The 26,404-nt window shown below is 60.4% G+C and carries 24 protein-coding genes; 9 read left to right on the top strand and 15 right to left on the bottom strand.

The genetic code is table 11. The annotated features are described in order from the left end of the window. Positions 1 to 113 precede the first annotated feature (113 nt). Positions 114 to 1,292, bottom strand: coding sequence for a hypothetical protein (locus ACYZT5_RS12755; protein WP_462051418.1), 1,179 nt, complete (start codon positions 1,290 to 1,292; stop codon positions 114 to 116). A gap of 184 nt (positions 1,293 to 1,476) precedes the next feature. On the opposite strand from ACYZT5_RS12755, the gene ACYZT5_RS12750 reads away from it, so the two are divergent. The 7 genes from ACYZT5_RS12750 to ACYZT5_RS12720 all read left to right on the top strand — a co-directional run bounded on the left by ACYZT5_RS12750 (position 1,477) and on the right by ACYZT5_RS12720 (position 9,754). Beyond that, positions 1,477 to 2,409: a LysR substrate-binding domain-containing protein gene (locus ACYZT5_RS12750; RefSeq protein ID WP_462051417.1), complete on the top strand. Its 933-nt coding sequence runs from the start codon at positions 1,477 to 1,479 to the stop codon at positions 2,407 to 2,409. A gap of 236 nt (positions 2,410 to 2,645) precedes the next feature. Beyond that, entirely contained in the window at positions 2,646 to 4,070 is a 1,425-nt protein-coding gene (aldA, locus tag ACYZT5_RS12745) for an aldehyde dehydrogenase (protein ID WP_462051416.1), read from the top strand. Positions 4,071 to 4,154: 84 nt separating this feature from the next. Then, entirely contained in the window at positions 4,155 to 5,477 is a 1,323-nt protein-coding gene (locus ACYZT5_RS12740; protein WP_462051415.1) for an MFS transporter, read from the top strand. Positions 5,478 to 5,490: 13 nt separating this feature from the next. Beyond that, the gene (locus tag ACYZT5_RS12735) at positions 5,491 to 6,708 is read left to right on the top strand and encodes a mandelate racemase/muconate lactonizing enzyme family protein (RefSeq protein ID WP_462051414.1); all 1,218 of its coding nucleotides are present in this window, start codon (positions 5,491 to 5,493) and stop codon (positions 6,706 to 6,708) included. A gap of 160 nt (positions 6,709 to 6,868) precedes the next feature. Continuing rightward, entirely contained in the window at positions 6,869 to 8,476 is a 1,608-nt protein-coding gene (locus ACYZT5_RS12730) for a GMC family oxidoreductase (protein ID WP_462051413.1), read from the top strand. Between the two features lie 114 nt (positions 8,477 to 8,590). Next, positions 8,591 to 8,998 (top strand): response regulator, encoded by a 408-nt coding sequence (locus ACYZT5_RS12725; protein ID WP_462051412.1) that lies wholly within the window; start codon positions 8,591 to 8,593, stop codon positions 8,996 to 8,998. Between the two features lie 78 nt (positions 8,999 to 9,076). Next, entirely contained in the window at positions 9,077 to 9,754 is a 678-nt protein-coding gene (locus ACYZT5_RS12720) for an HAD-IA family hydrolase (RefSeq protein WP_462051411.1), read from the top strand. Here ACYZT5_RS12720 and ACYZT5_RS12715 read toward each other — a convergent pair. Both ACYZT5_RS12715 and ACYZT5_RS12710 read right to left on the bottom strand, forming a co-directional pair. Continuing rightward, the gene (locus ACYZT5_RS12715) at positions 9,748 to 10,407 is read right to left on the bottom strand and encodes a methyltransferase family protein (RefSeq protein WP_462051410.1); all 660 of its coding nucleotides are present in this window, start codon (positions 10,405 to 10,407) and stop codon (positions 9,748 to 9,750) included. The genes ACYZT5_RS12720 and ACYZT5_RS12715 overlap by 7 nt on opposite strands. Positions 10,408 to 10,442: 35 nt before the next feature. Further along, complete coding sequence (locus ACYZT5_RS12710) at positions 10,443 to 11,381, bottom strand: GlxA family transcriptional regulator (protein ID WP_462051409.1); 939 nt, start codon at positions 11,379 to 11,381, stop codon at positions 10,443 to 10,445. A 123-nt stretch (positions 11,382 to 11,504) separates the two neighbouring features. Between ACYZT5_RS12710 and ACYZT5_RS12705 the strand changes: the two genes are divergently transcribed. After that, complete coding sequence (locus tag ACYZT5_RS12705) at positions 11,505 to 12,296, top strand: SDR family NAD(P)-dependent oxidoreductase (RefSeq protein WP_462051408.1); 792 nt, start codon at positions 11,505 to 11,507, stop codon at positions 12,294 to 12,296. Between the two features lie 69 nt (positions 12,297 to 12,365). Beyond that, entirely contained in the window at positions 12,366 to 13,295 is a 930-nt protein-coding gene (locus tag ACYZT5_RS12700) for a pyridoxal-phosphate dependent enzyme (protein WP_462051407.1), read from the top strand. A gap of 52 nt (positions 13,296 to 13,347) precedes the next feature. Here the strand turns inward: ACYZT5_RS12700 and ACYZT5_RS12695 are convergent, their stop codons facing one another. The 12 genes from ACYZT5_RS12695 to ACYZT5_RS12640 all read right to left on the bottom strand — a co-directional run bounded on the left by ACYZT5_RS12695 (position 13,348) and on the right by ACYZT5_RS12640 (position 26,274). Continuing rightward, complete coding sequence (locus ACYZT5_RS12695; RefSeq protein ID WP_462051406.1) at positions 13,348 to 13,665, bottom strand: DUF2388 domain-containing protein; 318 nt, start codon at positions 13,663 to 13,665, stop codon at positions 13,348 to 13,350. A gap of 256 nt (positions 13,666 to 13,921) precedes the next feature. Beyond that, complete coding sequence (locus tag ACYZT5_RS12690) at positions 13,922 to 15,229, bottom strand: OprD family porin (protein ID WP_462051405.1); 1,308 nt, start codon at positions 15,227 to 15,229, stop codon at positions 13,922 to 13,924. 104 nt (positions 15,230 to 15,333) lie between these two features. Further along, positions 15,334 to 15,906, bottom strand: a complete 573-nt coding sequence (locus tag ACYZT5_RS12685) for a PPC domain-containing DNA-binding protein (protein WP_462051404.1) — start codon at positions 15,904 to 15,906, stop codon at positions 15,334 to 15,336. 124 nt (positions 15,907 to 16,030) lie between these two features. Then, positions 16,031 to 17,608: an aldehyde dehydrogenase (NADP(+)) gene (locus tag ACYZT5_RS12680; protein WP_462051403.1), complete on the bottom strand. Its 1,578-nt coding sequence runs from the start codon at positions 17,606 to 17,608 to the stop codon at positions 16,031 to 16,033. Positions 17,609 to 17,638: 30 nt separating this feature from the next. Continuing rightward, positions 17,639 to 18,598 carry an amidohydrolase family protein gene (locus ACYZT5_RS12675; RefSeq protein ID WP_462051402.1) on the bottom strand — a complete coding sequence of 320 codons (960 nt, stop codon included), beginning with the start codon at positions 18,596 to 18,598 and terminating at the stop codon, positions 17,639 to 17,641. Beyond that, positions 18,591 to 19,550 (bottom strand): amidohydrolase family protein, encoded by a 960-nt coding sequence (locus tag ACYZT5_RS12670; protein WP_462051401.1) that lies wholly within the window; start codon positions 19,548 to 19,550, stop codon positions 18,591 to 18,593. The genes ACYZT5_RS12675 and ACYZT5_RS12670 overlap by 8 nt, the downstream gene beginning before the upstream one ends. A 15-nt stretch (positions 19,551 to 19,565) precedes the next feature. After that, complete coding sequence (locus tag ACYZT5_RS12665; protein ID WP_462051400.1) at positions 19,566 to 20,024, bottom strand: thioesterase family protein; 459 nt, start codon at positions 20,022 to 20,024, stop codon at positions 19,566 to 19,568. Between the two features lie 40 nt (positions 20,025 to 20,064). Continuing rightward, complete coding sequence (locus tag ACYZT5_RS12660; RefSeq protein WP_462051399.1) at positions 20,065 to 21,963, bottom strand: TRAP transporter large permease; 1,899 nt, start codon at positions 21,961 to 21,963, stop codon at positions 20,065 to 20,067. Between the two features lie 15 nt (positions 21,964 to 21,978). After that, a complete protein-coding gene (locus tag ACYZT5_RS12655; RefSeq protein WP_462051398.1) occupies positions 21,979 to 23,022 on the bottom strand; it encodes a TRAP transporter substrate-binding protein in 1,044 nt (347 codons plus the stop codon). Positions 23,023 to 23,071: 49 nt separating this feature from the next. Further along, the gene (locus ACYZT5_RS12650; protein WP_462051397.1) at positions 23,072 to 24,280 is read right to left on the bottom strand and encodes a CaiB/BaiF CoA transferase family protein; all 1,209 of its coding nucleotides are present in this window, start codon (positions 24,278 to 24,280) and stop codon (positions 23,072 to 23,074) included. 1 nt (position 24,281) lies between these two features. After that, positions 24,282 to 25,061 (bottom strand): enoyl-CoA hydratase-related protein, encoded by a 780-nt coding sequence (locus ACYZT5_RS12645; protein WP_462051396.1) that lies wholly within the window; start codon positions 25,059 to 25,061, stop codon positions 24,282 to 24,284. Between the two features lie 73 nt (positions 25,062 to 25,134). Beyond that, a complete protein-coding gene (locus tag ACYZT5_RS12640; protein WP_462051395.1) occupies positions 25,135 to 26,274 on the bottom strand; it encodes an iron-containing alcohol dehydrogenase in 1,140 nt (379 codons plus the stop codon). Positions 26,275 to 26,404 lie beyond the last annotated feature (130 nt).

Here is a 26,404-nt window from a genome sequence, read left to right as displayed (position 1 = left end):
CCTTCGCGGGCAAGCCTCGCTCCTACAGGGGAATGCGATTAACCGTAGGAGCGAGCGGTGCGGCGATCCGACTTGCCCGCGAAAGCGTCCTCAAGGACGCCTAAAATCGCGGATCAGAAGTAATACCCAACGTTCACATAAACCTGATTCTCCCACTGGTCACTGCCGCCAGCCCCCAGGCTCTGGGTATAGCTGCTGCCCCCAATGTACGGATCGTTCTTGCCAAACAACCATTCAGTCGCGATCCACAACGTGCTCACCGAAAACGAGCTGCCAAGTATCACCCGTTCGGAGGTCTTGAACTCGCTGGCGGATTTGTCGAAGGCGCTGTAGTTGGCATAGACCTTGACCCCGCTGACCTGATCGAACAGGTACTTGCCGGCCACGTCGTAACTGACATCCGCCACGTACAAGTTGCCGCGGCTGGCGATGTTATACGTACCGTCGTAACCGCCAAGGGTTACCAATTCATCGGTGCCAGGGTTGCGCGGCGACATCTGTTGCCGCGCTGCCTGCAACTGCACGCCCCACGGGCCGTTTTTGCCCAGGTAATGAACGGCCACGGCGTTGCGTCGGCCATTGTCGTCGGTGTCATTGTTCTTCAGGGTGGAGGTCAGGCCGGAGACCCCGACTTCGGATTTCCAAGGCCCCAGATCCAGCGCCTTGGCCACCCGCAGCACCACGGTATTGCGCTCGCGGTTGTCGCTGCCGTCGGTGACATAGCTGTCGGCCTCGGACACCACGCTGGAATAGGTGCGGCCATTGCTGGTGCCTTTGCCTTGCCACGCCGGGCGCAGGTAGTAACCGGCCTGGATGTTCCAGTCACCTACTTGCTGGATGTATTTGGCGCCGACTTCTTCCAGGTCTTCCACGCCAATGACGTTGCCCAGGGTTTCGAAGAAGGTACTGCCGAAGTACGGTTGCAAACCAAACGGCACCTGGTTCAGGCCGACCTGGACCTGCTGGTCCGGGTTGAACTTGTAGCCGATCCACGCCGACTCGGCGAACGCTACATCACCGACGTTGTTCGTGTACTGATACGGGTAGGCCCGACCGTAGAAACGGTACTTGGCCGCGCCGATCCAGGTGTCAGAGTTGTACTTGGCGGTGAGGAACGCGGTGTCGAAGTTGAACTTCTGGATATCGCGATCGGGGTCGTAATCCCAACGTGCACGGACGGCGCCGCCGAGGTCGAGGTTGTCAGTGACCTGTACGGCCATGGCCGGTGCTGCGAAGGTGCAGAGCAGAGCGAGGTACGACGGACTAAGGCGCAAAGAAGCAGGGAAGGGCATGGGGCGGCTCTCGGTTTTTTTTATTAGAGATGCCGGCAAGTCTTGCTATGAGCGAGGTGATGAACAAACGATAAAAAATGCGAGTAAACCTTCGTCAGATGCATGTTACTGAGAAAATCCTGTAGGACAATGCATGGCGAGCGTGGGATGCTTTGCGTCTTGTCACTGATCCCGAGAGCCTTCCATGAAACGAAAAATGCCCGGCCTCAACGCGCTGAAAGCCTTTGAAGTCGCTGGTAGCACGGGCAGCTTCACCCGTGCTGCCGAGTTGCTGAACGTGACGCAAAGCGCCGTCAGCCGGCAGGTGCGTCAGCTGGAAGAACAACTCGAAGAGACGCTGCTGGAGCGCCGGCACCACCACCTCGAGCTGACCAGCGCCGGTCGGATTCTGCTGCGGGCATTGCATCAATCCTTCGACAAGATCGAACTGACGGTGCGCAGCATTCAGCAGAAAACCCATTCCAATCGCCTGCACATCAACGCGCCGCCAACCTTCACCAACCGCTGGTTGATGCCGCGTCTGGGGCGGCTGCGCGAGAAGCATCCGGAACTGGAACTGAGCATCACCACGCGCTTGCAGGACAGCCTGGCGGAAACCAGCACGCTGGATTGCGCGATCCGCTTTGGCGACGGTGAATGGGACGGCCTGGACAGCTCGCTGCTGATCCAGGAACGGCACATCGCGGTGTGTGCGCCGTCCTTGTATGCGCGGGAGTGGAGCGAGCGGGGCATCGATCTCAATCGCTTGACACTGTTGCATGTACTGGCCCGGGAGGACCAGCGCTACCTGACCTGGAAACACTGGCTGGACGCCGCGCGAATCACCGGCGTCGACACCCAGGGCGGTTATGAATTCGACCTGCTGGACCTGGCAATCCGCGCGGCCATCGACGGCCTGGGCATCACCATTGCCGACTGGCACATGGTTGCTTCTGAGCTGGCCAGCGGCCAGTTGACCCAGGTGCTGAACGTGCATGTGGAAGGGCATCAATCCTACTGGCTGGTGACCCGGCCCGAGCAGACGCAGATGCCGCAATTGCAGGTGTTCAGTCAGTGGTTGCAGGAGGAAATCTGGTTGGCGCAGCGGCAGCTCGAGCCCTCCAAAGCCGCCAGCTAGAAACCCCAACCCCTGTAGGAGCGAGCGGTGCGGCGATCCGACTTGCCCGCGAAGGCGTCAGCACATTCAACACAAATGTTGGCAGGCCCGCCGCCTTCGCGGGCAAGCCTCGCTCCTACAAGGGGATCGGGTAACTTGCATTTTTCGAATGTTACATCGCTCAATAAATCGTTTGTTCAACCCGGCCTGGATGACAAGACTGCATTCACTGGATAAAAACAACGATGGGCAATGCCATGCGAATCGAGCGAAATTTTGTTAACGGTCACTTCATGGAACCTGCCAGCGAAGCGCTGATCGCAGTCTACAACCCGGCCACCGAAGCACTGGTGGGCCACGTTTCAGCGGCGACCGCCGATGAAGCCACTGCCGCCGTCGAAGCCGCCGCGGCCGCCCAGAAAGTCTGGGGCAAACTCACCAGCATCGAACGCGCCGAACACCTGCGTTCCTTCGCCGACGCCCTCGATGCCTGCGCCGAAAACATCGGCGCAGCCCTGGCCGCTGAATCCGGCAAGGCCGTTGCCGATGCCAGCAACGAAGCCCGTTACGCCGCGCAGATAACCCGTTACCACGCCGAATGGGCGCGCCGCATCGAAGGCGAAATCATTCCCAGCGACACCCCGAACGAAAACCTCTTTCTGCACCGCGAGCCGATTGGCGTCGTTGCCTGCCTGATTCCGTTCAACTACCCGGTCTATACGTTGCTGCGCAAAATCGCCCCGGCGTTGATTGCCGGCAACACGGTGGTGGTGCGTCCGAGTAACAACACCCCGACCTCGGCGTTCGAGATCGCCAAGGCTGTGCAGCAATCCGGTTTGCCCGCCGGTGTGGTCAATATCCTGACCATGGATCACGCCACGGCCGCCACCGTTTGCACCCATAAGGCTGTCGGTTTGATCACCCTGACTGGCAGCGTCAACGCCGGGCGCATCGTGCTCGATTACTGCAAGGCCAACATCGCCAAGCCATCCCTGGAGTTGGGCGGTAAAACCCCGGCGATCATCGAAGCCGACGCCGATCTGGAAAAAGCCGCCAGCGACATCATCGCCTCCAAGACCACCCACTGCGGCCAATTGTGCACGGCGGTCGAGCGGGTCTACGTGCAGGAAAGCGTCTATGAACAGTTCCTCGCGCTGCTGAAAGCCAAAATCAGCGCCGTGAAGTTCGGCGATCGTGCCATCGATGCCAACCTGATGGGCCCGTTGGTCAACGCCAGTTCGCAACAGAGCATCCACGCCATGGTCCAGCGCGCCATTGCCGACGGTGCTGTATTGGAAACAGGCGGTGTGCTGCCACAAGGCAAGGGCCATTTCTACCCGCCGACCCTGCTCAGCGGCTGCCGTCAGGACATGGAAATCATCCAGGAAGAAATCTTCGGCCCGGTGCTACCGGTGCTCAAGTACCGCGACATCGACGAAGCGCTGGCCATGGCCAACGATCACCAGTTTGGTCTGTCCTCGGTGCTGTACACCGAGAACTACCGCACCACGATGAAAGTCGCCAACGCCATCGAGGCCGGTGAGTTGTATGTCAATCGCACCCCGGCAGATCCGTACCAGGGCTTCCACGCCGGTTGGAAACGCTCGGGCCTGGGCGGCGATGACGGCAAGCACGGCATGCTCGAATTCACCCAGACCCGTCTGGTCGTCATGAAGTATTGACCCACCCGCGACACGCCTCACGCACTACCTATAAAAACAATTATCAGGGGCACCCGGACCACCGGGCTGCTCGAGGTCTCCCAGATGTCCAAGCATGCATCCACTGCTGCCGCTGTTCAGGGTTCGAACGCGGGTACAAAAAGCCACAGCGACAAGGGAAGTCGCTATTTCCAACTGATGCTATTGGTGCTGGCCGCCGGTGCGATCTATCCGATCCTGTACCTGCGCCAGGTCTACCAGACCACCATGCTCGACGTGTTCCAGATCAACCACAGCGAGCTGGGTTATCTGTACTCGATGCTCGGGACGATTTTCCTCCTCAGTTATTTGCCGAGCGGTTGGCTGGCTGACCGCATTGCCCCACGGTTTCTGATTTTCTTCTCGCTGGTCGCCACCGGCGCCTTGGGCCTGTGGTACTCCACCGCGCCGTCGATGACCGGGTTGATGATCATCTTCGGTTGTTGGGGCCTGACCACCGGCCTGACGTTCTGGGCCTCGGTACTCAAACGCGTGAAGATGATCGCTCATCACACTGAACAAGGCCGGTTCTTCGGCATCCTCGACGGCGGTCGCGGCCTGGTGGAAGCCCTGCTGGCGACGGTTGCTCTCGGTCTTTTCGCCTTCGCCACCGAAACCCGTGGCGAGTCGGCAGCCGAAGGCTTCAAGCACGTGGTCTACCTCTATGCCTTCACCTGTATCGCCATCGGCTGTGTGCTGGTGTTGATCAAGGACCCGAAGTCCATGGAAGACACGGCGCCGGTGGAGAAGGGCAAGTTCAACCTGCTCAGCGATCTGGCGACGTTGGTGAAAATCCCTGAATTGTGGTTGGTGACGGCCATCGTGTTCTGCGGTTATCACATCTTCTGGGCCACCTATAGCTTCTCCGATTATCTACAAGGCGGCGGCATGACGGCGGTCATGGCCGGCACCATCACCACCATCAAATTGTGGATGCGCCCGATCGGCGGTATCGGCGGTGGCTGGCTGGGTGACAAGTTCTCGAACATTTCGGTGCTGATCGTGGCGCTGTTTTTGGCGACATTGGCGATGGTCGGCCTGATCGTGTTCCCGGCACTCAACAGCATGGGCCTGCTGATTGGCACGGTGATTTTCATCGGTTTGATGACCTACGCCATTCGCGGCTTGTACTGGGCGATCCTCGACACCTGCAATATTCCGCTGCGCATCACCGGCCTGGCCATTGGCATTGTCTCGGTGGTCGGGTACCTGCCGGATGCTTTTATTCCCTTGATCAACGGCTACCTCACCGAACATTTCCCCGGTGCCTTTGGTTACAAGCTGTATTTCGGCTACATCGCCTTCGTCGGCCTGCTCGGGACCCTCGCGGCCCTGACCTTGCGCGCTCGTATCAATCGCAAAACTTTGAACCAGACTTCTTTGAATTAAGCAGGTGCCTGTGATGAAAATCGTCGCCTTAGAAACCCATATCGTTGCCGTACCGCCACCGCACATCGGCGGCATGTACTGGCTGTTCGTCAAGCTCAAGACCGATTGCGGCATCATCGGGGTGGGCGAAATCTACGCCGCAACCTTCGGCCCCAAAGCCATGCTGCCGATCATCGAAGACGTGTTCGAACGCTACCTGCTCAATCACGATCCGCACCACATCGAACGCTTCTTCCGTCAGGCCTATTCGAGCGGTTTCACCCAGCGTCCGGACCTGACCATGATGGGCGTGGTCAGCGGTCTGGAGATGGCATGCTGGGACATCATCGGCAAAGCGGCGAACAAGCCGGTGTACGAACTGCTGGGCGGCAAGGTCAATGAACGCCTGCGTTCCTACACCTACCTGTATCCGGTTAACAGCAAAGGCGAGTACGACTACGACGACCCGGACCTAGCCGCCGAATGCGCCATCGAGAACATGAACAAAGGCTTCACCGCCGTGAAGTTTGACCCGGCCGGGCCCTACACCGCGTACTCCGGGCACCAGATCTCGCTGGAAGTGCTGGAGCGTTGCGAAACCTTCTGCCGCAAGATCCGCGAAGCGGTGGGCGACAAGTGCGATTTGCTGTTTGGCACCCACGGGCAAATGGTGCCGTCCTCGGCGATCCGCCTGGCCAAGCGCCTGGAGAAATACGATCCGCTGTGGTTCGAAGAACCGGTGCCGCCGGGTCAGGAAGAGGCCATGGCGCAAGTCGCGGCCAAAACCAGCATCCCGATTGCCACCGGCGAACGGCTGACCACCAAGTACGAATTCTTCAAGCTGTTGCAGGCTGGCGGTGCGTCGATTTTGCAGATGAACGTGGCCCGCTGCGGCGGTCTGCTGGAAGCCAAGAAAATCGCCAGCATGGCCGAAGCCTATTACGCGCAGATCGCCCCGCACCTCTACAACGGGCCGATCGGCGCGGCGGCAAGTTTCCAGCTCGCCACCTGCACGCCGAATTTCCTGATCCAGGAAAGCATCATGACCTGGGGCGGTTTCCATGCCGAAGTCCTGACCAAACCGTTGCAATGGGAGGACGGCTACATCATCCCGTCCACCGAGCCGGGCCTGGGCGTGGAGCTGAACATGGAGGTGGTGCGCAAGCATTCGCCGTACACCGGCGAGCGCCTGCACCTGCAAATGGCGCCGACCCCGGCTGACGTCAAAGACACATCGCCAGCCAGAGGCTGACGGGAGAAGGCGCAATCCCCCAGTAGGAGCGAAGCTTGCTCGCGAAAGCGGTGGGTCAGCCAACATAAATGTTGACTGATACGACGCCTTCGCGAGCAAGCTTCGCTCCTACAGGAGGGCGCTCGTTTTTTTTGTACAACGACTTACGCGGTAACCGTGCATGACATACGACTACATCATCGCTGGCGCAGGCGCCGCAGGTTGCATCCTTGCCAATCGGCTCTCGGCATCGGGCAAACACTCGGTGCTGCTGCTGGAAGCGGGCGGCAAGGACAGTTCCTTGTGGTTCAAGATCCCGGTCGGCTTCGCCAAAATGTATTACAACCCGACTTTCAACTGGATGTACTACAGCCAGCCGCAAAAGCAGCTGAACAACCGCGAAATCTACGCCCCGAGGGGCAAGGTGCAGGGTGGTTCGGGCTCGATCAACGCGATGATCTACGTCCGTGGCCAGGCCCATGACTTCGACGACTGGGCGGCCAACGGCAACGACGGTTGGGGCTTCACGGAAGTGCTGCCGTACTTCCGCAAACTGGAAAACCATCCGTTGGGCGACAGCGAGTACCACGGCGGCGGCGGCCCGATCAGCATCACGCCAATGAAGGGTCAGACCCATCCGATCTGTGACGTGTTCCTCAAGGGTTGCGATGAACTGGGTTATCCCCACAGCGACGACTTCAACGGCCCGAAATTTGAAGGCTCGGGTATCTACGACGTCAACACCCGCAACGGTCAGCGTTGCTCCAGCAGTTTTGCGCATCTGCATCCGGCATTGAGCCGGCCGAACCTGACGGTCGAGCATTACGCGCTGGTGGATCGGGTGTTGTTCGATAACGGTCGGGCGACCGGGATTTCCATCACCCAGCACGGTGTGGTGCGCACCTTCACCGCCAACAAGGAGGTCATTCTTTGCGCCGGTGCCGTGGACACGCCGAAGATCCTGCAATTGTCCGGTGTCGCGGATCAGGCGTTGCTGGCCAAACACAACATTCCGTTGGTCAAACACTTGCCGGCGGTGGGGCAGAACCTGCAAGACCACCTGTGCGCCAGTTACTACTACAAGGCCAACATCCCGACGCTCAACGATCAACTGAGCTCGCTGTTTGGTCAGTTCAAACTGGGTTTGAAATACCTGTTCACCCGCAAGGGCGCACTGGCGATGAGCGTCAATCAGGCCGGCGGGTTCTTCCGTGGCAACGAACTGCAGGCCAATCCTAACCTGCAGCTGTACTTCAATCCGCTGTCGTACCAGATCCCGAAAAACAACAAGGCCAGCCTCAAGCCCGAACCGTATTCAGGCTTCCTGCTGTGCTTCAACCCGTGCCGGCCGACCAGTCGCGGGCACATCGAGATCGCCTCGAAAAATCCGCGGGACGCGGCGCTGATCGACCCGAATTACCTGAGCACGCAAAAGGACATCGACGAGGTGATCCAGGGCAGCCGCTTGATGCGCAAAATCATGCAGGCGCCTGCGCTCAAGGGCATCACCGTTGAAGAAGTATTGCCGGGGCCGGTCGTCGAAACTGACGAACAGATGCTGCAGTATTTCCGCGAAAACAGTGGTTCGATCTATCACCTGTGCGGCTCATGCGCCATGGGTGCGGACGAGCAGAAATCGGTCGTCGACAAACGCCTCAAAGTGCACGGTCTGGAAGGTCTGCGTATCGTCGACGCGTCGATTTTCCCCAACGTTACCTCGGGCAATACCCATGCCGCCGTGCTGATGGTGGCGGAGAAGGGCGCCGACCTGATTTTGCAGGACGCCTGATTCATCGCTTGCCTGTATCAAAAATGAATTTTCTGCCGAGTCCGCTGCTCATACCTGATAGGCAGCGGATTTAAGCGCGCGAAATCATTTAGGCAATCAGGGAGTGGCACAGTCATGAGACCAGTATCGACGGCGGGCGATCATCTCCCTGGCGGGTTGATTCTTGTGGTTGAGGACGACCCGCTGATCCTGGAGTTTCTCTGCGAAATTCTTCAGGACGAAGGCTTTGTGGTTGAAGCGCATGTCAGCGCGGATTCCGCCTCAGCGTATCTGGAGCAACACTCGGACGGCGTCTGTCTATTGCTCACGGACATCACCATGCCGGGCCAACTCAATGGCGCGGACCTGGCCAATCTGTTTGGCGACCGCTGGCCGGACAAACCGATCATGATCATGTCCGGTTTCGAAACGCCGCAAAGCGCCGGGGTCAGGCATTCGGTGTCGTTCATCAAGAAACCGTGGGCGCTTGGGCAGTTGCTGGACTGTGTGGACGGTGCCTTGAAGTCGAAACGCACCCTGTAGAACCTAAGGCAGCTCATATCTCGCCAATGCTACATTGCTCGCCGAACCCGCCTGGCACCTGCGAGAGGAAGCACCCCTTTGTCTGGTCAAAAATCCGTCTTTAACACCCCGTACCGCGCTGTTCTGTTCGATATGGATGGCACCGTCCTCAATTCCATCGCCGCTGCCGAGCGGATCTGGGCGGCCTGGGCCTTGCGCCACGGCGTCGATGTCGACACCTTCCTGCCAACCATCCATGGCGTTCGCGCCATCGACACCATCAATCGTCTGGCGTTGCCCGGGGTGGATGCCGAGGCTGAAGCGGCGTTCATCACAGAGGCAGAAATCGAGGATGTCGAGGGGATCATTGAGGTGCCTGGCGCGGCAGACTTTCTGAAGTCGCTGCCCGCCAACCAATGGGCGATCGTCACCTCGGCGCCGAAGGCATTGGCGCTGCGCCGGATGGCCGCGGCGGGCATTCCGGAGCCTTTGGTGATGGTCACTGCCGAAGACGTCAGTGCCGGCAAACCCGATCCCGCGGGCTATCGACTGGCGGCTGAACGGTTGGGCGTTGAACCGGCCGATTGCCTGATTTTCGAGGACGCCGCAGTCGGCATTCTCGCGGCCGAGGCGGCGGGCGCGGACCTGATCGTGGTGACCGCGACCCACGACCATCCGCTCCAGACCCCGCATGCCACGCTCGCCAGCTATGAGACAGTCGACTGCCGCGTGGTGGCCGAAGGTCTGCTTCACCTTGAGCAGCGGGACCTTCAGTAAACCTTGGGAATCAACCGCCAACTGCGGGCGCAGTAAGCCTCGTATTCGCTGCCGAACTGCGTCCTTAACAGCGCTTCTTCGGAGTGAATGCGGGCGATCAGCGGGATCATCGTCACCGCTGCCAGCAACAAACCAACGCCGGAACGAAACGCCAGTGCCCAGCCCACAGCAGTGATCATCAGCCCCAAATAACTGGGGTTGCGCAAGGTGCGGTAAATCCCGTCGGTGACCAGCGTGTGCCCCGGCTGAATCGCCACCAGTCCACTGAAACGCTTGCCCAGCACAAACACCGGCCAGAGCCGCAGCGTGCCGCCGATGATGAACAGCAACGCCCCGAGCCAACGCATACCTTCGCCACCCAAGGTCCAGAAGTCGATCCGGTCGGTATAGGCCGGCAGGTACCCGCTCAATAATCCGATCACCCCGAACGCAGGCAACACCCAACGATTGGCCCGGTCTTCACGTTCGCCGGAACTCAAGTTGACCTCGGTGAACAAGGATGCGATGGCCATCATCAAAGTGGCTAGCGCAATGACCACCAGCGGCGCATGAGCGAAAAACGCCGAGAATCCGCCAAGCCCCCAAACTGCAAGGCCGAGGTAGGCGAGGGTGGAAACAACGGCGAAAAACGCCAGTTTGGCCGAGATTTTCATCTGCATCTCCACACGTGGACCTGACACGTTTCATCCTACGCCGAACGGGCATTGCGTCGAATCACCTGTGGCGGCTGCCCGAACGCCCGAAGGAAGGCTTCGCGCATGCGGCGACAGTCGCTGAAACCGGACTCTTCGGCGATTTGATCGAGGGTCAGTCGTCCGCGCTCCAGCATCTGACGTGCCGCTTCCAGGCGCAGGTTTTCGATGGCCTTGGCCGGCGATTGACCGGTTTCCGCCCGGAAGGCCCGGCTGAATTGCCGAGGGCTCAGGCGCGCGACGTCCGCCAGTTGCTCCACCGACAATGTCTCGGTGAGGTGTTCTCGCGCATAGCCGAGGACGGTTTGAATGCGGTCGGATTTCGCTTCCAGTTCCAGCAGCGCCGAGTGCTGCGACTGGCCTCCCGCGCGGCGGTGGTACATCACCAGTTTCTGCGCCACGGAACGGGCCAGGGCGGCGCCGTGATCCTTTTCGACCATGGCCAGCGCCAGGTCGATGCCGGCGGTCATCCCGGCGGAGGTCCAGATCGAACCGTCGACGACGTAGATGCGGTCTTCTTCCACTTTGATCGATGGAAACCGCGCTTGCAGCTCCCGTGCATAAGCCCAATGGGTGGTGGCCCGCCGTCCGTCGAGTAAACCCGCCTGGGCCAGGACGAACGCGCCGGAGCAGATCGACGCCGTTCGTCGTGCGGTTTTAACGTTTGCACGCAGGTAATTCAGCACGCCTTCGGGTGCCTGCTCGAGGATGGCATCGCCGCCCACTACAATCACCGTATCGAACACCTGCTCACCAAAGGCCTGGGTACCGACACTCAAACCGCCGGAGGCACGCAACGTGCAGCCATCTTCGGACACCACGCTCACTTCGTAGAGCGTCTCGCCAGCGCTGAAATTGGCGTACTCGAACACCGGCATGGCCGCCAGCGCCATGGACTGGAACCCTTCAAACACTACAAACGCCACGGAAGTCATTGAGGTGTCCTCAAAAGGTCATGTCCGAAAAACGTATTTTAAACGTCATTTGAGACGGGCGTGAGTCCATTTATAACGGTTCACCCCCGGCGAACTTATCGCCTCACTGTGAAGGAAATCGACATGGCCCTCTCATCCAAAGGCACCGCACTGATCACTGGCGCATCTTCGGGCATCGGCGCGGTGTATGCCGACCGTCTGGCCCGGCAGGGTTACGACCTGATTCTGGTCGCCCGCAGCCAGGCGAAACTGAACGCCCTGGCCAACCACCTGAGTAACGAAACCGGGCGCGCCGTGGAAGTGGTCGCTGCCGATTTGAAAGACAAGGCCGACTTGCTGCGGGTCGAAGAAATACTGCGCTCCGACGCCAGTATCACCCTGTTGGTCAACAATGCCGGGGTCGGCGCTGTCATGCCGCTGCTCGGCAGCCCCGTGGATGACATGGAAGACATGATCACCCTCAACGTGACCGCGTTGATGCGCCTGGCTTATGCGGTGGTGCCAGGCTTTGTCGCTCGCGGCACCGGCACTCTGATCAATATCTCTTCGGTCGTTGCCATCGCCCCGGAAATTCTCAACGGCGTGTATGGCGGGACCAAGGCGTTTGTTCTCGGCTTGAGCCAATCCATGCACCGCGAGCTGGCGGACAAAGGCATTCGTATCCAGGCCGTGCTGCCCGGTGCCACTGCCACTGACTTCTGGAGTGAGGCCGGCAACCCGGTGGAAAACCTGCCGCAAGAGATCGTGATGTCTGCCGAGGACATGGTCGATGCCGCGCTGACGGGGCTGGCGCAAGGCGAAGTGGTGACCCTTCCGGGCCTGCACGAAGGCGATCAGTGGGACGCCTACGAAGCCCAGCGCCAGACGCTTTCAGGCTTGTTCGGCCATTCCGCGGCGGCACCGCGTTATCGCTGATACGGTAACCGCCGGGGCAGGGTGAACTAAGCTTGGATTAGGACCGTTCACCCTTAAGGAGCTCCACAAATGCTTCACATCAGAACGCCCTTGATTCTGCATCCAGACTTGTCGACCCCATCCCGACGAATCTGGCTCAAGCTGGAAAACCTGCAACCCAGCGGCTCATTCAAACTGCGCGGCATAGGGCTGTTGTGCAGCCAGGCGGCGGAGCAAGGTAAACGCAAAGTGATCTGTCCTTCGGGCGGCAATGCCGGGTTTGCCACCGCCGTGGCGGCTGCCAGCCTGGGGTTGAAAGCCTGCATTGTGGTGCCGCACACCACGCCGGAAACCACCCGCGCACGGATCAGGAAAACCGGTGCCGAGGTGATCGTCCATGGCAAGGTCTGGGACGAAGCCAATTTACGGGCCAAGGAACTCGCGCAGGGCGCGGACACCGAATACGTGCCAGCCTTCGATCACCCGGTGCTGTGGGAAGGGCACAGCACGATGGTCGATGAAATCCTCGAGGATTGTCCTCAGGTCGATGCAATCGTGATGTCGGTAGGGGGCGGAGGTTTGCTGGCGGGGATTCTCACCGGATTGATCCGTCACAAGCGCATGGACTGCCGGATCATCGCGTGTGAAACCCAGGGTTCTGCGTCTTTTGCCGCCGCTGTCAGTGCCGGACATCCGGTCATATTTCCCCGGATCGATACGGTTGCCAGGTCGCTCGGCGCTACTTTGGTGGCTGCCTGGCCGGTGCAGCACATCCTCGATTTCCCGCACGAATGTGTCGCGCTCAGCGATGACGAGGCGATCATGGGCGTGGTGCGTTATGCCAACGACCTGCGTCAGTTGGTCGAGCCGGCGTGCGGCGTTTCGTTGGCGATTGGCTACCTGAACCATCCGGCGATTGCCGAGGCCCATGATGTCGTGATTGTGGTGTGCGGCGGCGTGAGCATCAGCGCGCAATTGGTGGCGGGTTGGGCGCGTTTATCAGGCGCTGAATCGAGGTAGGGCTGCAAACGCTATCCGTGTGCCGCGAGCCCCACCGCTACTTTTTCAGCCTTCATTGACCCGCAGCAGCGCCATCCTGGACGAGGATCGCTCTGGCCAGGTCTTCGTCGCTGGCGTTTAGACCGGGATTGTCCTGACGAATCTGTTTTAAGACCGATTCCAGATAAACCCCACGAATCGCACCGCCACTGGCAACGAAGCTGGAGGCGTCATCCCGGGCAGGAATCATGAGTTTGTGGTCCTTGAACGTCGAGTACAACGATGCGGAAACCCCGGCTGACGTGGCGACATCGCCCGCATCCACTTTGGCCATAGCGGAGCCGAAGGGTAAACACAGCAAAAGGGAAGAGATGATCATCAGACGGCGCATGACGGTGTCCTCTGAAAGCGTGAAGCAAAAAAGAAAGTACCTCATCTTTTGGATGCGTGGCGGTCGTCAGGAGTTCCCTGTCGATGCGTGATCAGTCCAAAGCCTGCCTCTGAAAACGCTCAGCCCCTCGCCGAAACTGCCCAACCATGGGGGCGCCTTGCCGGCGATGCAGTCGGCGACCCACTGGCCGGTTGCCCCGGCCAGGGTCAGGCCCAGGTGCTGGTGACCGAAGGCGCAATTGCTCTAGGCTGCTCTGCTAAAGCAAAGGAATGCTGTAACTCACGATCAAGCGATTCTGGTCCTGGTCACGGGCCGCCTCGCTGTTGGACTTGCCGTTACGCCATCCGAAACCGACACCTTTAAGCGTGCCGGACTGAATCACGTAGTCCAGAGCAATGTCCCGCTCCCATTCCTTCTGGCTATCGCCAGAGGTCGTCTTGATATCGTCCCCGCTGAGGTACATGACGGACGCTTTCAGTCCGGGCACCCCCATGGCGGCAAAGTCATAGGCGTATTGACCGAAGGCTGTGCGTTCGCCCGCACGGGTGAAGGTTTGAATCAGACGGTCGGTGTACAGGTAAAGACTGCTGCCGCCGGCACCCTTGTTGGCCAGGCCGCCCTGATTGAGCTGCGTGAAGTTGCTGCCACTCGAAACGCTTTGATAGCCCGCTGTGATGCCATGGCCACCCAGCGTGTAAATCAGCGCGGCGCTCCAGGTTCGATTGTCGATCTCGCCATCATTGCCTTGGGTGAAGCCACTGATTTTGTAGCCTGAAGTGCCCGAGCCGTTTGCACCGGATGAATCGGTCTTGAAGTAGCGCAAGTCGGTTTTCAGCGATTGACCCTCCGCGATCGCCAGCGTGTGGATCAGGCCGAAAAACTGCTGGGTGTAGTAGTTGTCCAGGTTGGCGTAGTAATACTGGGCGGTCAGGTCCTTGGTGATTTTCCAGTCGCCGCCGGCGAAGTCGAACGCGTTGCTTTCACGGGTGCCACCCGTGGCGGCCAACCCCGTCTGATCGCTAGAACCCCGACCGGTGGCGTGTTCGATTCGGCCAGCGGTGAAGGTCAAGTCCTTGAACTCGCCCGAGGTGATCTGGCCACCTTCGAAGGTCTGGGGCAGCAGGCGGCCGTCGTTGGATACGAGGATTGGAAGTTTGGGCATCAGGGTACCCAGGCGCAGCTCGGTTTTCGAGACTTTGACTTTGCCGGTCAACCCCAACCGGCTCCATTCGTCGACAGCGCTGTTATCACTCTCTGAAGGAATCATCGAGCTGCCGACGTGCCGTCCTTTGCCACTGTCCAGCGTAATCCCCATCAGGCCCAGTGCGTCGACGCCAAAACCAATCGTGCCATCGGTGTAGCCCGACTTGTAATCGAGCATGAAACCTTGCGCCCACTCTTCGGTTTTCGAAGGCGTGGCCGTGCCGTCGCGGTTGTCGTTGTTGAAGTAGAAATTTCTCATTCCCAGGGTGGCTTTGCTGTCACTCAGGAAGTCCGCGTGCGCCTGGGTGCTGAGTGCAATGGCACCCAATGCAAAAGTCACCGCCGTTTTCTTGCTGCTCATGTATATCGCCTCGTTTTTTTTTGTAATTTGAGTTCAGGAGGGTGGCTCCCGCAGTAGCGGGTGCCGGCAACGTTCGATGCCTGCGGGAGCGTTATTCGCTTGGCTTAAATACCCAACACGTTGGCGCCGATGCACGGGTCAATCCCGCGTTCCAGGCGACGCTGGTGCACGATCACGGTGATTTCCATCGAGCCGGTGGTCACTTCGAAGTCGAGGATGTGGCCGCCGTACGCTTGAAACGTGGCGTCACCGGCGACGCCGTGCATATGGATCGAAGGCTGATCGTTCTTCCAGGCCACCGAGCCGGTGATGCTGGCCATCTCGACACTGTTCAAGGTCTTGGCGTCGAAGTCCTTTTTGTCCTTGTTCCAGAAACCGAACTTCACATTGCCGAAACCGATGCCGGTGATCGACGCGCTGGGGATTTTCTCGGCGATGGCCAGTTTGGTCAGTTCCTTGAAAGCGTTGTCGCCCATGCGCAGGACCATGAGGTAACCGGTGGGGGTTTTGGTGTAGCGCGGTGTGGCTTCAGTGGCACATTGCATGGGGGCTGTCGTCGCGGTGGGAGTGGTGTCGGCAACGGCCAGTTGAGCGCCTGCGGTGTTGATCATCACGGCGGCGGTCACGGCCAGCATCAATTTGCAAAAGCGCAGTGTCGGGTGAAGTTGAACGTGCATGAGACTTCCTCTGTTTTTGTTGTTGTGTGGGTGAAGCGTTTGTTGGGACGAGCGAATCCGACGCCTGTTGTTCAACAGGCGCGGAAGTTGTGCTGACAGTGGGTGTTAGTTGAAGCCGGGTGACTTACAGCGCATCACGGCTGCTGACACCGTCAACCAGTCGGGCAATGCTCAACGGGTTGGCGTTCTTCAGCGCGTCCGGCAGCAAACTGTCGGGGCAGTTCTGATAACAAACGGGACGCAGGAAGCGATCGATGGCCAACGTCCCGACCGACGTGCCGCGCGCATCCGACGTCGCCGGATACGGTCCGCCATGAACCATGGCGTCACAGACTTCCACGCCGGTGGGATAACCGTTGAACAGCACGCGTCCGACCTTCTGTTCCAGCAGGGCCAGAACGTCGCCGAGGGTATCGAGCTCCGAGTCTTCGACAATCAGCGTTGCGGTCAACTGACCCCGCAAACCGTGCAGTGCCTGGAGCAATTCGGCGTGGTCGGCGACTTCCACCACGATGGTGGTCGGGCCGAAGACTTCTTCCTGAAGCAATTCATCCCCGTTGATCAACAGGCTGACGTCGGCCTTGAACACTTGCGGGTGCGCCTGATTGCCCTGTTGTGCGGCGCCGGCCAGGTGCGTCATGCCGGCGTGAGCGCGAAGGTTGTCCAAACCGTGGCAATAGCTTTTCAGCGCGCCGATGTTGAGCATCGTTTGCGCGGATTGCTCGCCCATCAACCCGGCGAAACGTTCGAGGAAGGCAGTAAATTCCGGCGAACGAATGCCCAGCACCAAACCGGGATTGGTGCAGAACTGACCCGCACCCAGCACAACGGAAGCGGCCAGCTCGGCGGCGATCTTTTCACCGCGCGCCTTGAGTGCTTCGGGCATCAGCAACACCGGGTTGATGCTGCTCATCTCGGCGAATACCGGGATCGGTTGAGGCCGTGCCGCTGCCATGTCACACAACGCACGGCCACCGCGCAATGACCCGGTGAAACCCACCGCCTGGATAGACGGATGCTTGACCAATGCTTCGCCGACGCTGCCGTAGAGCATGTTGAACACACCGTCAGGCATGCCGGTTTTTCTGGCCGCGCGAGTGATCGCATCGGCGACGTAATCGGCTGTTGCCATGTGGCCGCTGTGGGCCTTGAACACCACCGGGCAACCGGCGGCGAGGGCAGACGCGGTGTCGCCGCCGGCGGTGGAGAAGGCCAGCGGAAAGTTACTGGCGCCGAACACCGCGACCGGACCGAGCCCGGTGCGGTATTGGCGCAGGTCGGGGCGAGGCAGCAGTTGACGGTCCGGGAGCGCACTGTCGATGCGGGCGCCGTAGAAATCGCCGCGACGCAGCATCGTGGCGAACAGGCGCATCTGGCCGCTGGTGCGTGCCCGCTCACCTTGAATGCGGCCGGCGGGCAGGGCGGTTTCCCGGCACACGAGGGCAATGAACGAGTCGTCCAGCGCCTCAAGCTCAGTGGCAATCGCCTCCAAAAACTGAGCGCGTCGGGCCGCTGAAAGATTACGAAAGATCGGGTAAGCCGTGGCTGCCGCTTCTGCCGCCGCATTCACTTCATCCACGGTCGCCTGATGGAAACGAAAGGGCAGGGCTTCGCCGGTGCTGGCGTCGTGGCTTTGCAGCGTGCTCGTGCCGTTTGCAGAACGAGTGCCAGCGATGTAGTTGTGGCCTGAAACTTCAAACATGGGAACTCCTGAAGGACTGTTCAATGAGGGTCAAGTGAGCCGGTAAATGCGTCGGGCGTTGTCATGAAACAGGGCGAGCCGATCTGTGAGGGAGCGGTCGCTGACAATCGTTTTGAAGCCGTCGAAGATCTCGCTCATGCCGTTCACTACGCCGTCGACCGGGTAATTGCTGGCAAACGCACAGCGGCTGATATCGAAAATCGAAATCGCGTCGTTCACCACCACACGGTTCGCCTCGACCGGCCACGCCTTGCCGGGGATGCAAATGCCCGAAATCTTCAGGGCGACGTTCGGCTCCCGGGCCAGCAACGCGAGGTTTTCACGCCAGCCGGCTAACCCTTCTTCCGAACGATCAGCCGGCAGCGCCGTGTGATTGACCACAATGGTCACGTCGGGGAAGTCTCTGGCCAGCTCGGCCGCTTCCGGCAGATGCCACCATGGCGCCTGCAACTCGAAGTGCAGGCCGTTTTCGGCCAGTTGTGCGTAACCCTCGCGCCAGCGGGGATCGCGCATCGAGCCTGGCGCCACGAAATCTTCGCGCCATGCCTCAAGACGGGTGACCGCAGGTTTGTGGCGCACGCCGCGCACCAAGGGATGATCGCGGTACTGGCGCAACAGGGTTGAAGCGTCCTTACGATCCAGCCAGGCCTGCGCCACCATGGCGGCCAGGGTGGGTTCGTCTTGCGCCAGCGACTCGACAAAACTCACCTCATCGGCCGGCGTCGCGGGGTCCCATTCACCCTCGATGACGACGGTCTGCACGATGCGGTGGTTGCCCGTCAGTCGGCGATAGTCATGGGGCAGGAAGTTGCGGCAGATCGATGAGTAATCGCCATAACGAAACGCTTGCAACGGTCGGTCGTTCAGCCACGGGTAGTAATGCTTTTCGATATCGAAATAGTGTTGATGAGCGTCGACGATGGGTAAGTCCGCGTCGTCGCCGCTGGCCAGAAAGCGTGCGCGCCAGTCGATGGCCGATACGTTATCCATGCGGCGTCTCCAGGCGATAAAAGCGTCGTGCATTGCCGGCGAACACCGCTTCCTGCACGGCACGACCCATGGGGGCGAGCATCGCGGCCATGCCATCGGCAATCGTGTCGTAGGACGCGCGCAATCCGGCGACCGGGAAGTTGCTGGCGAACATGCAGCGCTCGGGACCGAAGATCTCCAATGCGGTCAGCACCACGATCCGGTTGTCGTCGTAGTTCCAGGGCGAGTCTTTAAGCCCGAACTCCGACAGCTTGATATGCACATTGGGCTGCAAGGCCAGCGCTTCCAGGCCCTTGCGCCAGCGGGTCATGCCTTGCGGGCTGCGATCCCAGGCAAAACCGGTATGGTTCAAAGCGATCTGGATCTGCGGAAACATCGCCGCCACTTCGGCGGCCTCGACCAGGTGCCACGGCGGCACGCGCAGATCCCACGACAGACCGTGGTCAGCCAGACGCGAAAAGCCTTCCAGCCATTTTGGGTCTTGCATGGAGCCCCTGGAGCCGGTAATCGATACCTCCGGTGACGCCGAGGTCACCGGTTTTGAGCGAATGCCTTTCACCAGCGGCCGGGCGGCCTGAGCCGCGAGAATTTCCGCGCTGTCCTCACGATCGAACCAGGCGTGGGCAACGATGGCATTTGGAAAGCCGTAACGGGCATTCACCTGTTCCAGCCAGCGTGTCTCGGCGACTTGCTCATCGCGAGCACGTTCGGCCTCGACGTGTACCGTACCGACCAATCGTTGTCTTTCAGTCAGGGCAAGAAAGTTTTCCGGCAAAAAATCACGGCACAGGCTGCGATAGTCACCGAGGAAAAAATCTTCGTGATACTCATCCTGCAGCCAGGGATAGCGACCGTTGCCCAGGTCCCACAAGTGATGGTGAGCATCGACAATCGGCAGCGCATCCTCGGCGGCAAGGTTCGGCAAGCCGTTGCGTTCCTGCAGCGTGATCATGACGTCACTCCTTGCTCAGCGCGACGCGGCGAACTGGGAAGGACTGAGCACGCCGTCTTCGACTTCTCCAGCGGCCGCCGCCTCGGCCTTGGCCTGGACACGGCTGCGCAGTTTGGCAACGTTCACCACCACCCGGGTATGCGCCGCCGTCGCCACCAGCTCGACGTCATCGCGCACCTCGACGTTGAAGGTGACGCTGCGCCCCTCGATACGGGTAACCGTGGCGACGATGCTGACCGACATGCCCAGCAGTGTGGCGCCGACATGGCGGATATCGACCGCTGCACCGACAGTGTTTTCGCCTTCATCGAGGAAGGTGAGCAGGTAATCAAGGCAGGTCTGTTCGATGTCGTCGACCAACCGTGGCGTGGCGTAGATGCGCAAGTCTTCGCCGAGAAACGAGATGGTGCGTTCCTTGTCGACGAGCAGTCGGCGTTCGGTGGCGGTGCCGGCTTCGAGTGGGGAGAAATTCATGAGAAACCTCGTATTTGAGTGCTGAAAGTCAAAAAGTGATTCAGGCGTTGGGCAGGAAACCGATGGAGATCCATGGCACGGCGATCAGCACGCCCAAGGCCACGACGAGTGCGCCGAGATACGGCCAGACCCGGCGCATGGCACCGCTGGGGTCGACCTTGGCGATGGCGCAAGCGGCATAGAAGCCCACGCCAAACGGTGGCGCGAACAAACCCAGGCCCATGGCGAAGATCGCGACCATGGCGTAATGCACGTCGTTGATGCCCATGGCCTTGGCAATCGGAAACAGCAGCGGCCCGAACAGCACGATGGCGGGAATGCCCTCCAAAAAACTGCCCAGGAGGATGAATGCCACTGCGGAGATGATTAAAAAGCCCATCGCGCCACCCGGCACCGTCGACATCACCTGGGCCAATTGATGGGAGAAGCCCGACTGGGTCAACGCCCAGGCCATGGCGGTCGCGCTGCCGATGATGATCAGAATCGCGCCGGACAACGACGCGGTGCTGACCAGGATCGGGTACAGCCGGCGCCAGTCAAAGCAGCGATAGCACAGCAACCCGACGATGAAGGTGTAGGCCACGCCGATGGCGGCGACTTCGGTGGCCGTGGCGACCCCTTCAACCACCGCGGTGCGGATCACAAAGGGCAGGGCCAGTGCGGGTAGCGCGACCAGCAGCGAGTGGCCGATTTCCTTGCCCGAGGCACGTTTGCCGGTGGAGGCCTCGCCTTTGCGGTTTTTCCACCAGATCACCGCCGCCATGGCGATGGCACCCACCACCGCCGGCATGAAACCACCCGTGAACAGGGCGGAAATCGACACCCCGGTCACCGAGCCGATGGTGATCAGTACCAGGCTCGGCGGAATGGTTTCCGACATCGCCCCGGACGCATTGAGCATCGCCACCAGTTCGTTTTCATCCTCACCGCGTTTCTTCATTTCCGGAAACAACGCCGGCGCGATGGCCGCCATGTCGGCAGCCTTGGAACCGGAAATGCCGGAGATCAGGTAGATGGCACCGATCAGCACATAAGACAGGCCGCCACGCACATGGCCGATCAACGAGCAGAGGAAGTGGATCATCGCTCGGGCCATGCCCATGGCTTCGATCAACGCGCCCAAAAACACAAACAACGGGATGGCCAGCAAGATCAGGCTCGCCATGCCTTCGTCCATTCGGCCCACCACCAGGGTCAAGGGCGTGCTGGTCATGGTCGACAGGTAAGCCACTGTCGCCAGGCCGAACGCCACCATGATCGGCACGCCGATGATGATCATGGCCATCACGCCAATCATGAAGAAGACGACCAGGTTCCAGTTGCCCATCAGCAGCAGGGTGCCTTCAGCCACCCAAAATAACGCGGCCAGGGATGCCAGCATCGCCACCGACACGGAGAAATCGATCAAGCGGGCGCTGGTCAGCAGACGCGCGACACAGGTCATCAGCATCAGGCTCAGGCCGACCGCAATGGCGGACACGCGAAAGGCGTTGGGGATTTCGAGGGCGGCGGTGGTGATGATCCACTCGTCGCTGACGTACTCCCAGGCCGGCGTGAACAGCAACCCAATGAACGTGATGACGATCACGGCGCCCAAGGTGTCGACAAAGGCGCGTTTATGCAGCGGCAACCGCCCGATGAACGAGGTCAGCCGCATGTGCTCGCCTCGACGCATCGCCACCACTGAACCGAGCATCGCCAGCCAGAGAAACAGCAGCGAGGCCAGTTCGTCGCCCCAGACGATGGGCTGATTGAGCACGTAGCGCGAGAACACGTTGCAAAACAGCAGCGTGACTTCGATAACCACCAGCAACGCCGCGCTACCCTCGGTCAGCCAGCGCAACCCGGTGTCCAGTGCGCGACCGAGACGAAAGGTGGTGGCGCGCGGGCTGAGTCCTTCAGCGGGAGAAACATCCGTCATTGGTATTTCGTTTTTCATGACCTTGTCTCCGGCTTAGGACAGTTGACCTGCGTACTGCTCGAGCAAGCTCCAGGCTTCGTCGCCGTACTTTTCTTTCCATTGGGTGTAGAAGCCTTTGGACTGCAGATCATTCCTGAACAATGAACGATCGACTTTGTTGAACGTGATGCCGTGGGCGGTCAGGGACGGTTCCAGGCTGGAGTTGAGGTCAATCACCTGCTGACGCTGGACCAGCGCGGCGGCGTTGATTTGCCGGGAGACGATTTCCTGCACGTCTGCGGGCAGTTTTGGAAAGGTCTTGCCCGACGCAACGATCCAGAAACCACCCCAGATGTGGTCAGTCATGGAGCAGTATTTCTGCACTTCATAGAAGCGCGCGGCTTCGACCACCACCAGCGGGTTTTCCTGGCCGTCGACCACTTTGGTCTGCAACGCCGAGTAGGTCTCGTTGATGCTGATGCCGGTTGGGGAGGCGCCGAGGGCGCTGAACATGGACGTCCACAGGGGGCTGACCAATACGCGCAGTTTGAAGCCGGCCAGGTCTTGCGGTGTGTAGATCGGTCGCGTCGAACTGGTGATCTGGCGGAAGCCGTTGTTCCAGACTTTCTCCATGGGGATCAGGCCGACCTTGGCGGTCTTGGCGCGCACGTATTCACCCAGCTTGCCGTCGAGCGCGGCCCACACACTGTCGTAGTCCTTGAACGCGAACGGCATGCTTTCGATCGACATGGCCGGCACCAGCGTAGAGAGAATCGCGCCTGGCAATGGAATGAAGTCGATTGCCCCGGCGCGCACCTGGGACAGCATGTCGGTGTCGCCGCCCATGGCGCCGTTGGCGTACACCTGCAGATCCACGGCGCCGTTGGTTTCGGCCTTGATGGCTTCGGAAGCGGCCTTCATCTGTTTGTTCAACGGATGGGTGTCGGGCAGGCTGCTGGTGTAGCGCAACACAATGGGTTTGGTCGCAGCGAAGACGCTGGAAGGCAGCAGGTTGGCGGCGAATGCGCCACCGACGGTGACGCCGGCAGACACTAGAAATGATCGGCGGCTGACGGCCTCGGTCAAGATACGGCTCATGATGTTCACCTTGTTGTTTTTGTTTTAATGATTAGGTTTCGGAAACAGGTCAGGACGCGAGTGCCACCACCGCCTGGGTTCGAATCAGTTCGTCGATTTCGTCTTCCGCGTAGCCGCTTTCTTTCAGCACTTCGCGGGTGTGTTCACCGAGCAGCGGGGCATGCCGACTGGTCGGCGGCGCGGCGTTGTCCATGTCGGAGAAATGAATCGGCAAGCCCATGCCGCGTACCCTGCCTTCGGTCGGGTGTTGGGTCTCGACGACCATGCCGCGTGCTTCGGTTTGTGGATGAGCCAGCGCCGCCGCGATATCGAGGACCGGCCCGGCAGGCAAGCCGAGGCTGTCGAACAGCACCATCCATTCATCCGTGGTGCGCGCGACCAGGACTTCGTTGAGGATTTCCACCAGGGCCAGACGGTGCTCCATGCGCAACGCGTTGCTGGCGAATCGTGGGTCCGCTTCGAGTTGTGGCACGGCGAGCGCCTCGACCAGCCGTTCGTAGTTGGCCTGGTTGGCGGCACCAATGTTGATCCAGCCGTCCGCCGTGCGGAACACCTGATAAGGCGCGCTGGTGGAGTTGGCCGAACCCATCTTCGGCAGGATGGTGCCGTCGGCGAAATACGCAGCCGCCGGCCAGTACATCTGTTGCAGACCGGCTTCGAACAACGAGGTGTCGACCATCTGCCCGAGGCCGGTTTTCTGTTTGGCGGCGTACGCTGCGCAGATGCCGAGAGCGGCGAAAATGCCGGAGTTGATATCAGCGACTGGCGAACCGGCCTTGACCGGTTCACGCCCGGCTTCACCGGTCATGCTCATCATGCCGCTCATGCCCTGGGCGATCAGGTCGAAACCGCCTTTTTCGCCAAACGGGCCACTGCGGCCGTAGCCGGAGATCGCGCAGTAGATCAGCCCTGGATTGAGGGTTTTCAGCGTTTCATAACCCAGGCCGAACTTCTCCATGGTGCCGGCACGGAAGTTTTCCGTCACCACATCGGCGTCCATCAAGAGGCGGCGCAACACGTCGCGCCCGCCCTCGGTTTTCAGGTTCAGGCCAATCCCGCGTTTGTTGCGGTTCACCACCATGAACGAGGCGGATTCACCACTGTCCATGATCGGCGAGAAGCGGCGCGAATCATCACCGCCCGGGACTTTCTCGACCTTCACCACGTCGGCACCCATGTCGGCCAGCATCATTCCGCACACCGGTCCGGACATGATGTGAGCCAGTTCTACCACGCGCATTCCTGTCAGCGGTCCCATGTCATTTCCCCTTGAACTGTGGTCGGGCTTTCTCGATGAAAGCGTTCAGACCGATCTGAAAATCTTCGGTGTCGTAGCAGGAGTAACTGGCGTCGGTCTGCTCGACGGTGGGTGCAACGCCGGCCTCAAGCTGGCGTGCGGCCTGGCGATGCCAGCGGGCAACGAGGGGCGCACCATTGACGATGCGCTGGGCGGTGGCGAGGGTTTCGCTTTCGACTTCGGTATCGGGTACGACGCGGGTCACGAGGTTTTTTACGTAGGCGTCGTTGGCGTCGAGAATGCGACCTTCGAGAAGAATCTCCAGGGTCGTCGAGCGTCCAGCCAATGCCACCAGACCTGCCATTTCGTCATACGACATGACCAGGCCCAGCTTGCCAACCGGCGCGCCGAAACGACTGGAAGTGCCGCAGATTCGCAGGTCGCAGAGCGCGGCGATTTCCAGGCCGCCGCCGACGCACACGCCGTGGATCATCGCGATGACCGGGTGCGGGCAGTCGATCACGGCGCGCATGGCCGCCGAGGTGACTTCGGCATAGTCGCGGGCTTGAGCCTGGTTGGCGCGCACGGTCGGAAACTCGCTGACATCGGCGCCGGCGGCAAAGGCTTGTTCGCCGGCACCGCGCAATATGACGCAGCGTACGCTGGCGTCGGCGGACAACTCGGTCATGACATCACCCAGGTCCTGCCACATGGACAAGGTCAGGGCGTTCATTTTTCCCGGATGGCTGAGGGTGACGATGGCAATGGCTTCTTGCCGTTCGATAAGGACGGTGGGCTTCATGATTGTTCCGCTGGCGTCGGCTCGGCCGACGACGCGGATGCCTCCTGATTTATTGTTGTTGGATAGCGGCTGCTTACAGCGATTGTTCGAGCATCGACAGGTAGTCCGCGGAAGACGCTTCGCGGGGGTTGGTCTTGTGGCTGTGATCGTGCAATGCGCCTTCGACGATGCCGGCAAACAGGCTTTCGTCGACGCCGATTTCGCTCAGGCGGGTCGGCAGGCCCAGGCGTCGGGTCATGTCTTCGATGGCCGTGCCGATATTGGCGTCTGCCTCAAGGCCCATGGCGTGCCGCAGGCGTTCAAGCTTGCGCTCATCGCGAACGGTGGGAGCGTTAGCGTTGAAGTCCACGACCGCGGGCAGAAAAATCGCGTTCAAGGTGCCGTGGTGCAGCTTCGGATTGATGCTGCCCAAGGCGTGGGACAAGCTGTGCACGCAGCCCAGTCCCTTCTGGAAGGCCAGCGCGCCCTGCATCGACGCGCTCATCATGTTCATTCGCGCTTCGCGATCGCCGGGTTCGGCGGTGGCGCGCTCGATGTGTTCCCAGGCGCGCCACAAGCCGTCGAGGGCAATGCCATCTGCTGCAGGGTTGAAGGCCGGCGCCATGAACGTTTCGATGCAGTGAGCGATCGCGTCCATGCCGGTGGCGGCGGTCAGCATCGGTGGCAAACCCAGGGTCAGTTCCGGGTCGCAGATGGCCACGCGAGGCACCACAAAAGGTGAGATTACGCCCACCTTGCGACCATCGTCGAGGATCAGGATGGCGCCTCGGCCGACTTCGCTACCGGTGCCCGCCGTGGTAGGAATGGCGATCAGCGGCGCGGTAGCAGAGGTGATGCGGTCGAGTCCGCCTTCGATCACCGCAAAGCTGTGCAGAGGACCGTCGTGCGTGGCGCAGACAGCGACGCCTTTGGCCAGATCAATGGAAGAACCACCGCCGACCGCAATGATGCCGTTGCACTCGCCGAGGTGGTATTGCGCGACGGCTTCACGTACGGCGTGTTCGTTGGGGTTGGGCGGGGTGGCGTCGAAAATCGAAGGGGGAAGACTGGCGCCGAGGGCTGCGATGACCTTGTCGACGATGCCGGCATTGCGCACGCCGATGTCGGTGACAATCAGCGGCCGGGTAATGCCCGCGCGCTCGGCTTCGGCGGCCAGATGCTCCAGGCTGTCGTAGCCGAACTGGATTTTGGTGACGTAATTGATGAGGGACATGATTCACCACAAGTTATACAGGATTGTTATTGTTGCAATCGGTCTGCGGCAGGAAGGCTTTCGCTCTCTGGTCAAACCCATTGCATTGCCTGGTTGTGGGGTGGACTATAGGGCCGTCGTGGCGAGCCTC

Source organism: Pseudomonas sp. LB3P14 (assembly GCF_054898045.1).
The sequence above is the reverse complement of the archived record's forward strand: the minus strand, read 5'-3'. Positions and strand labels throughout refer to the sequence as shown.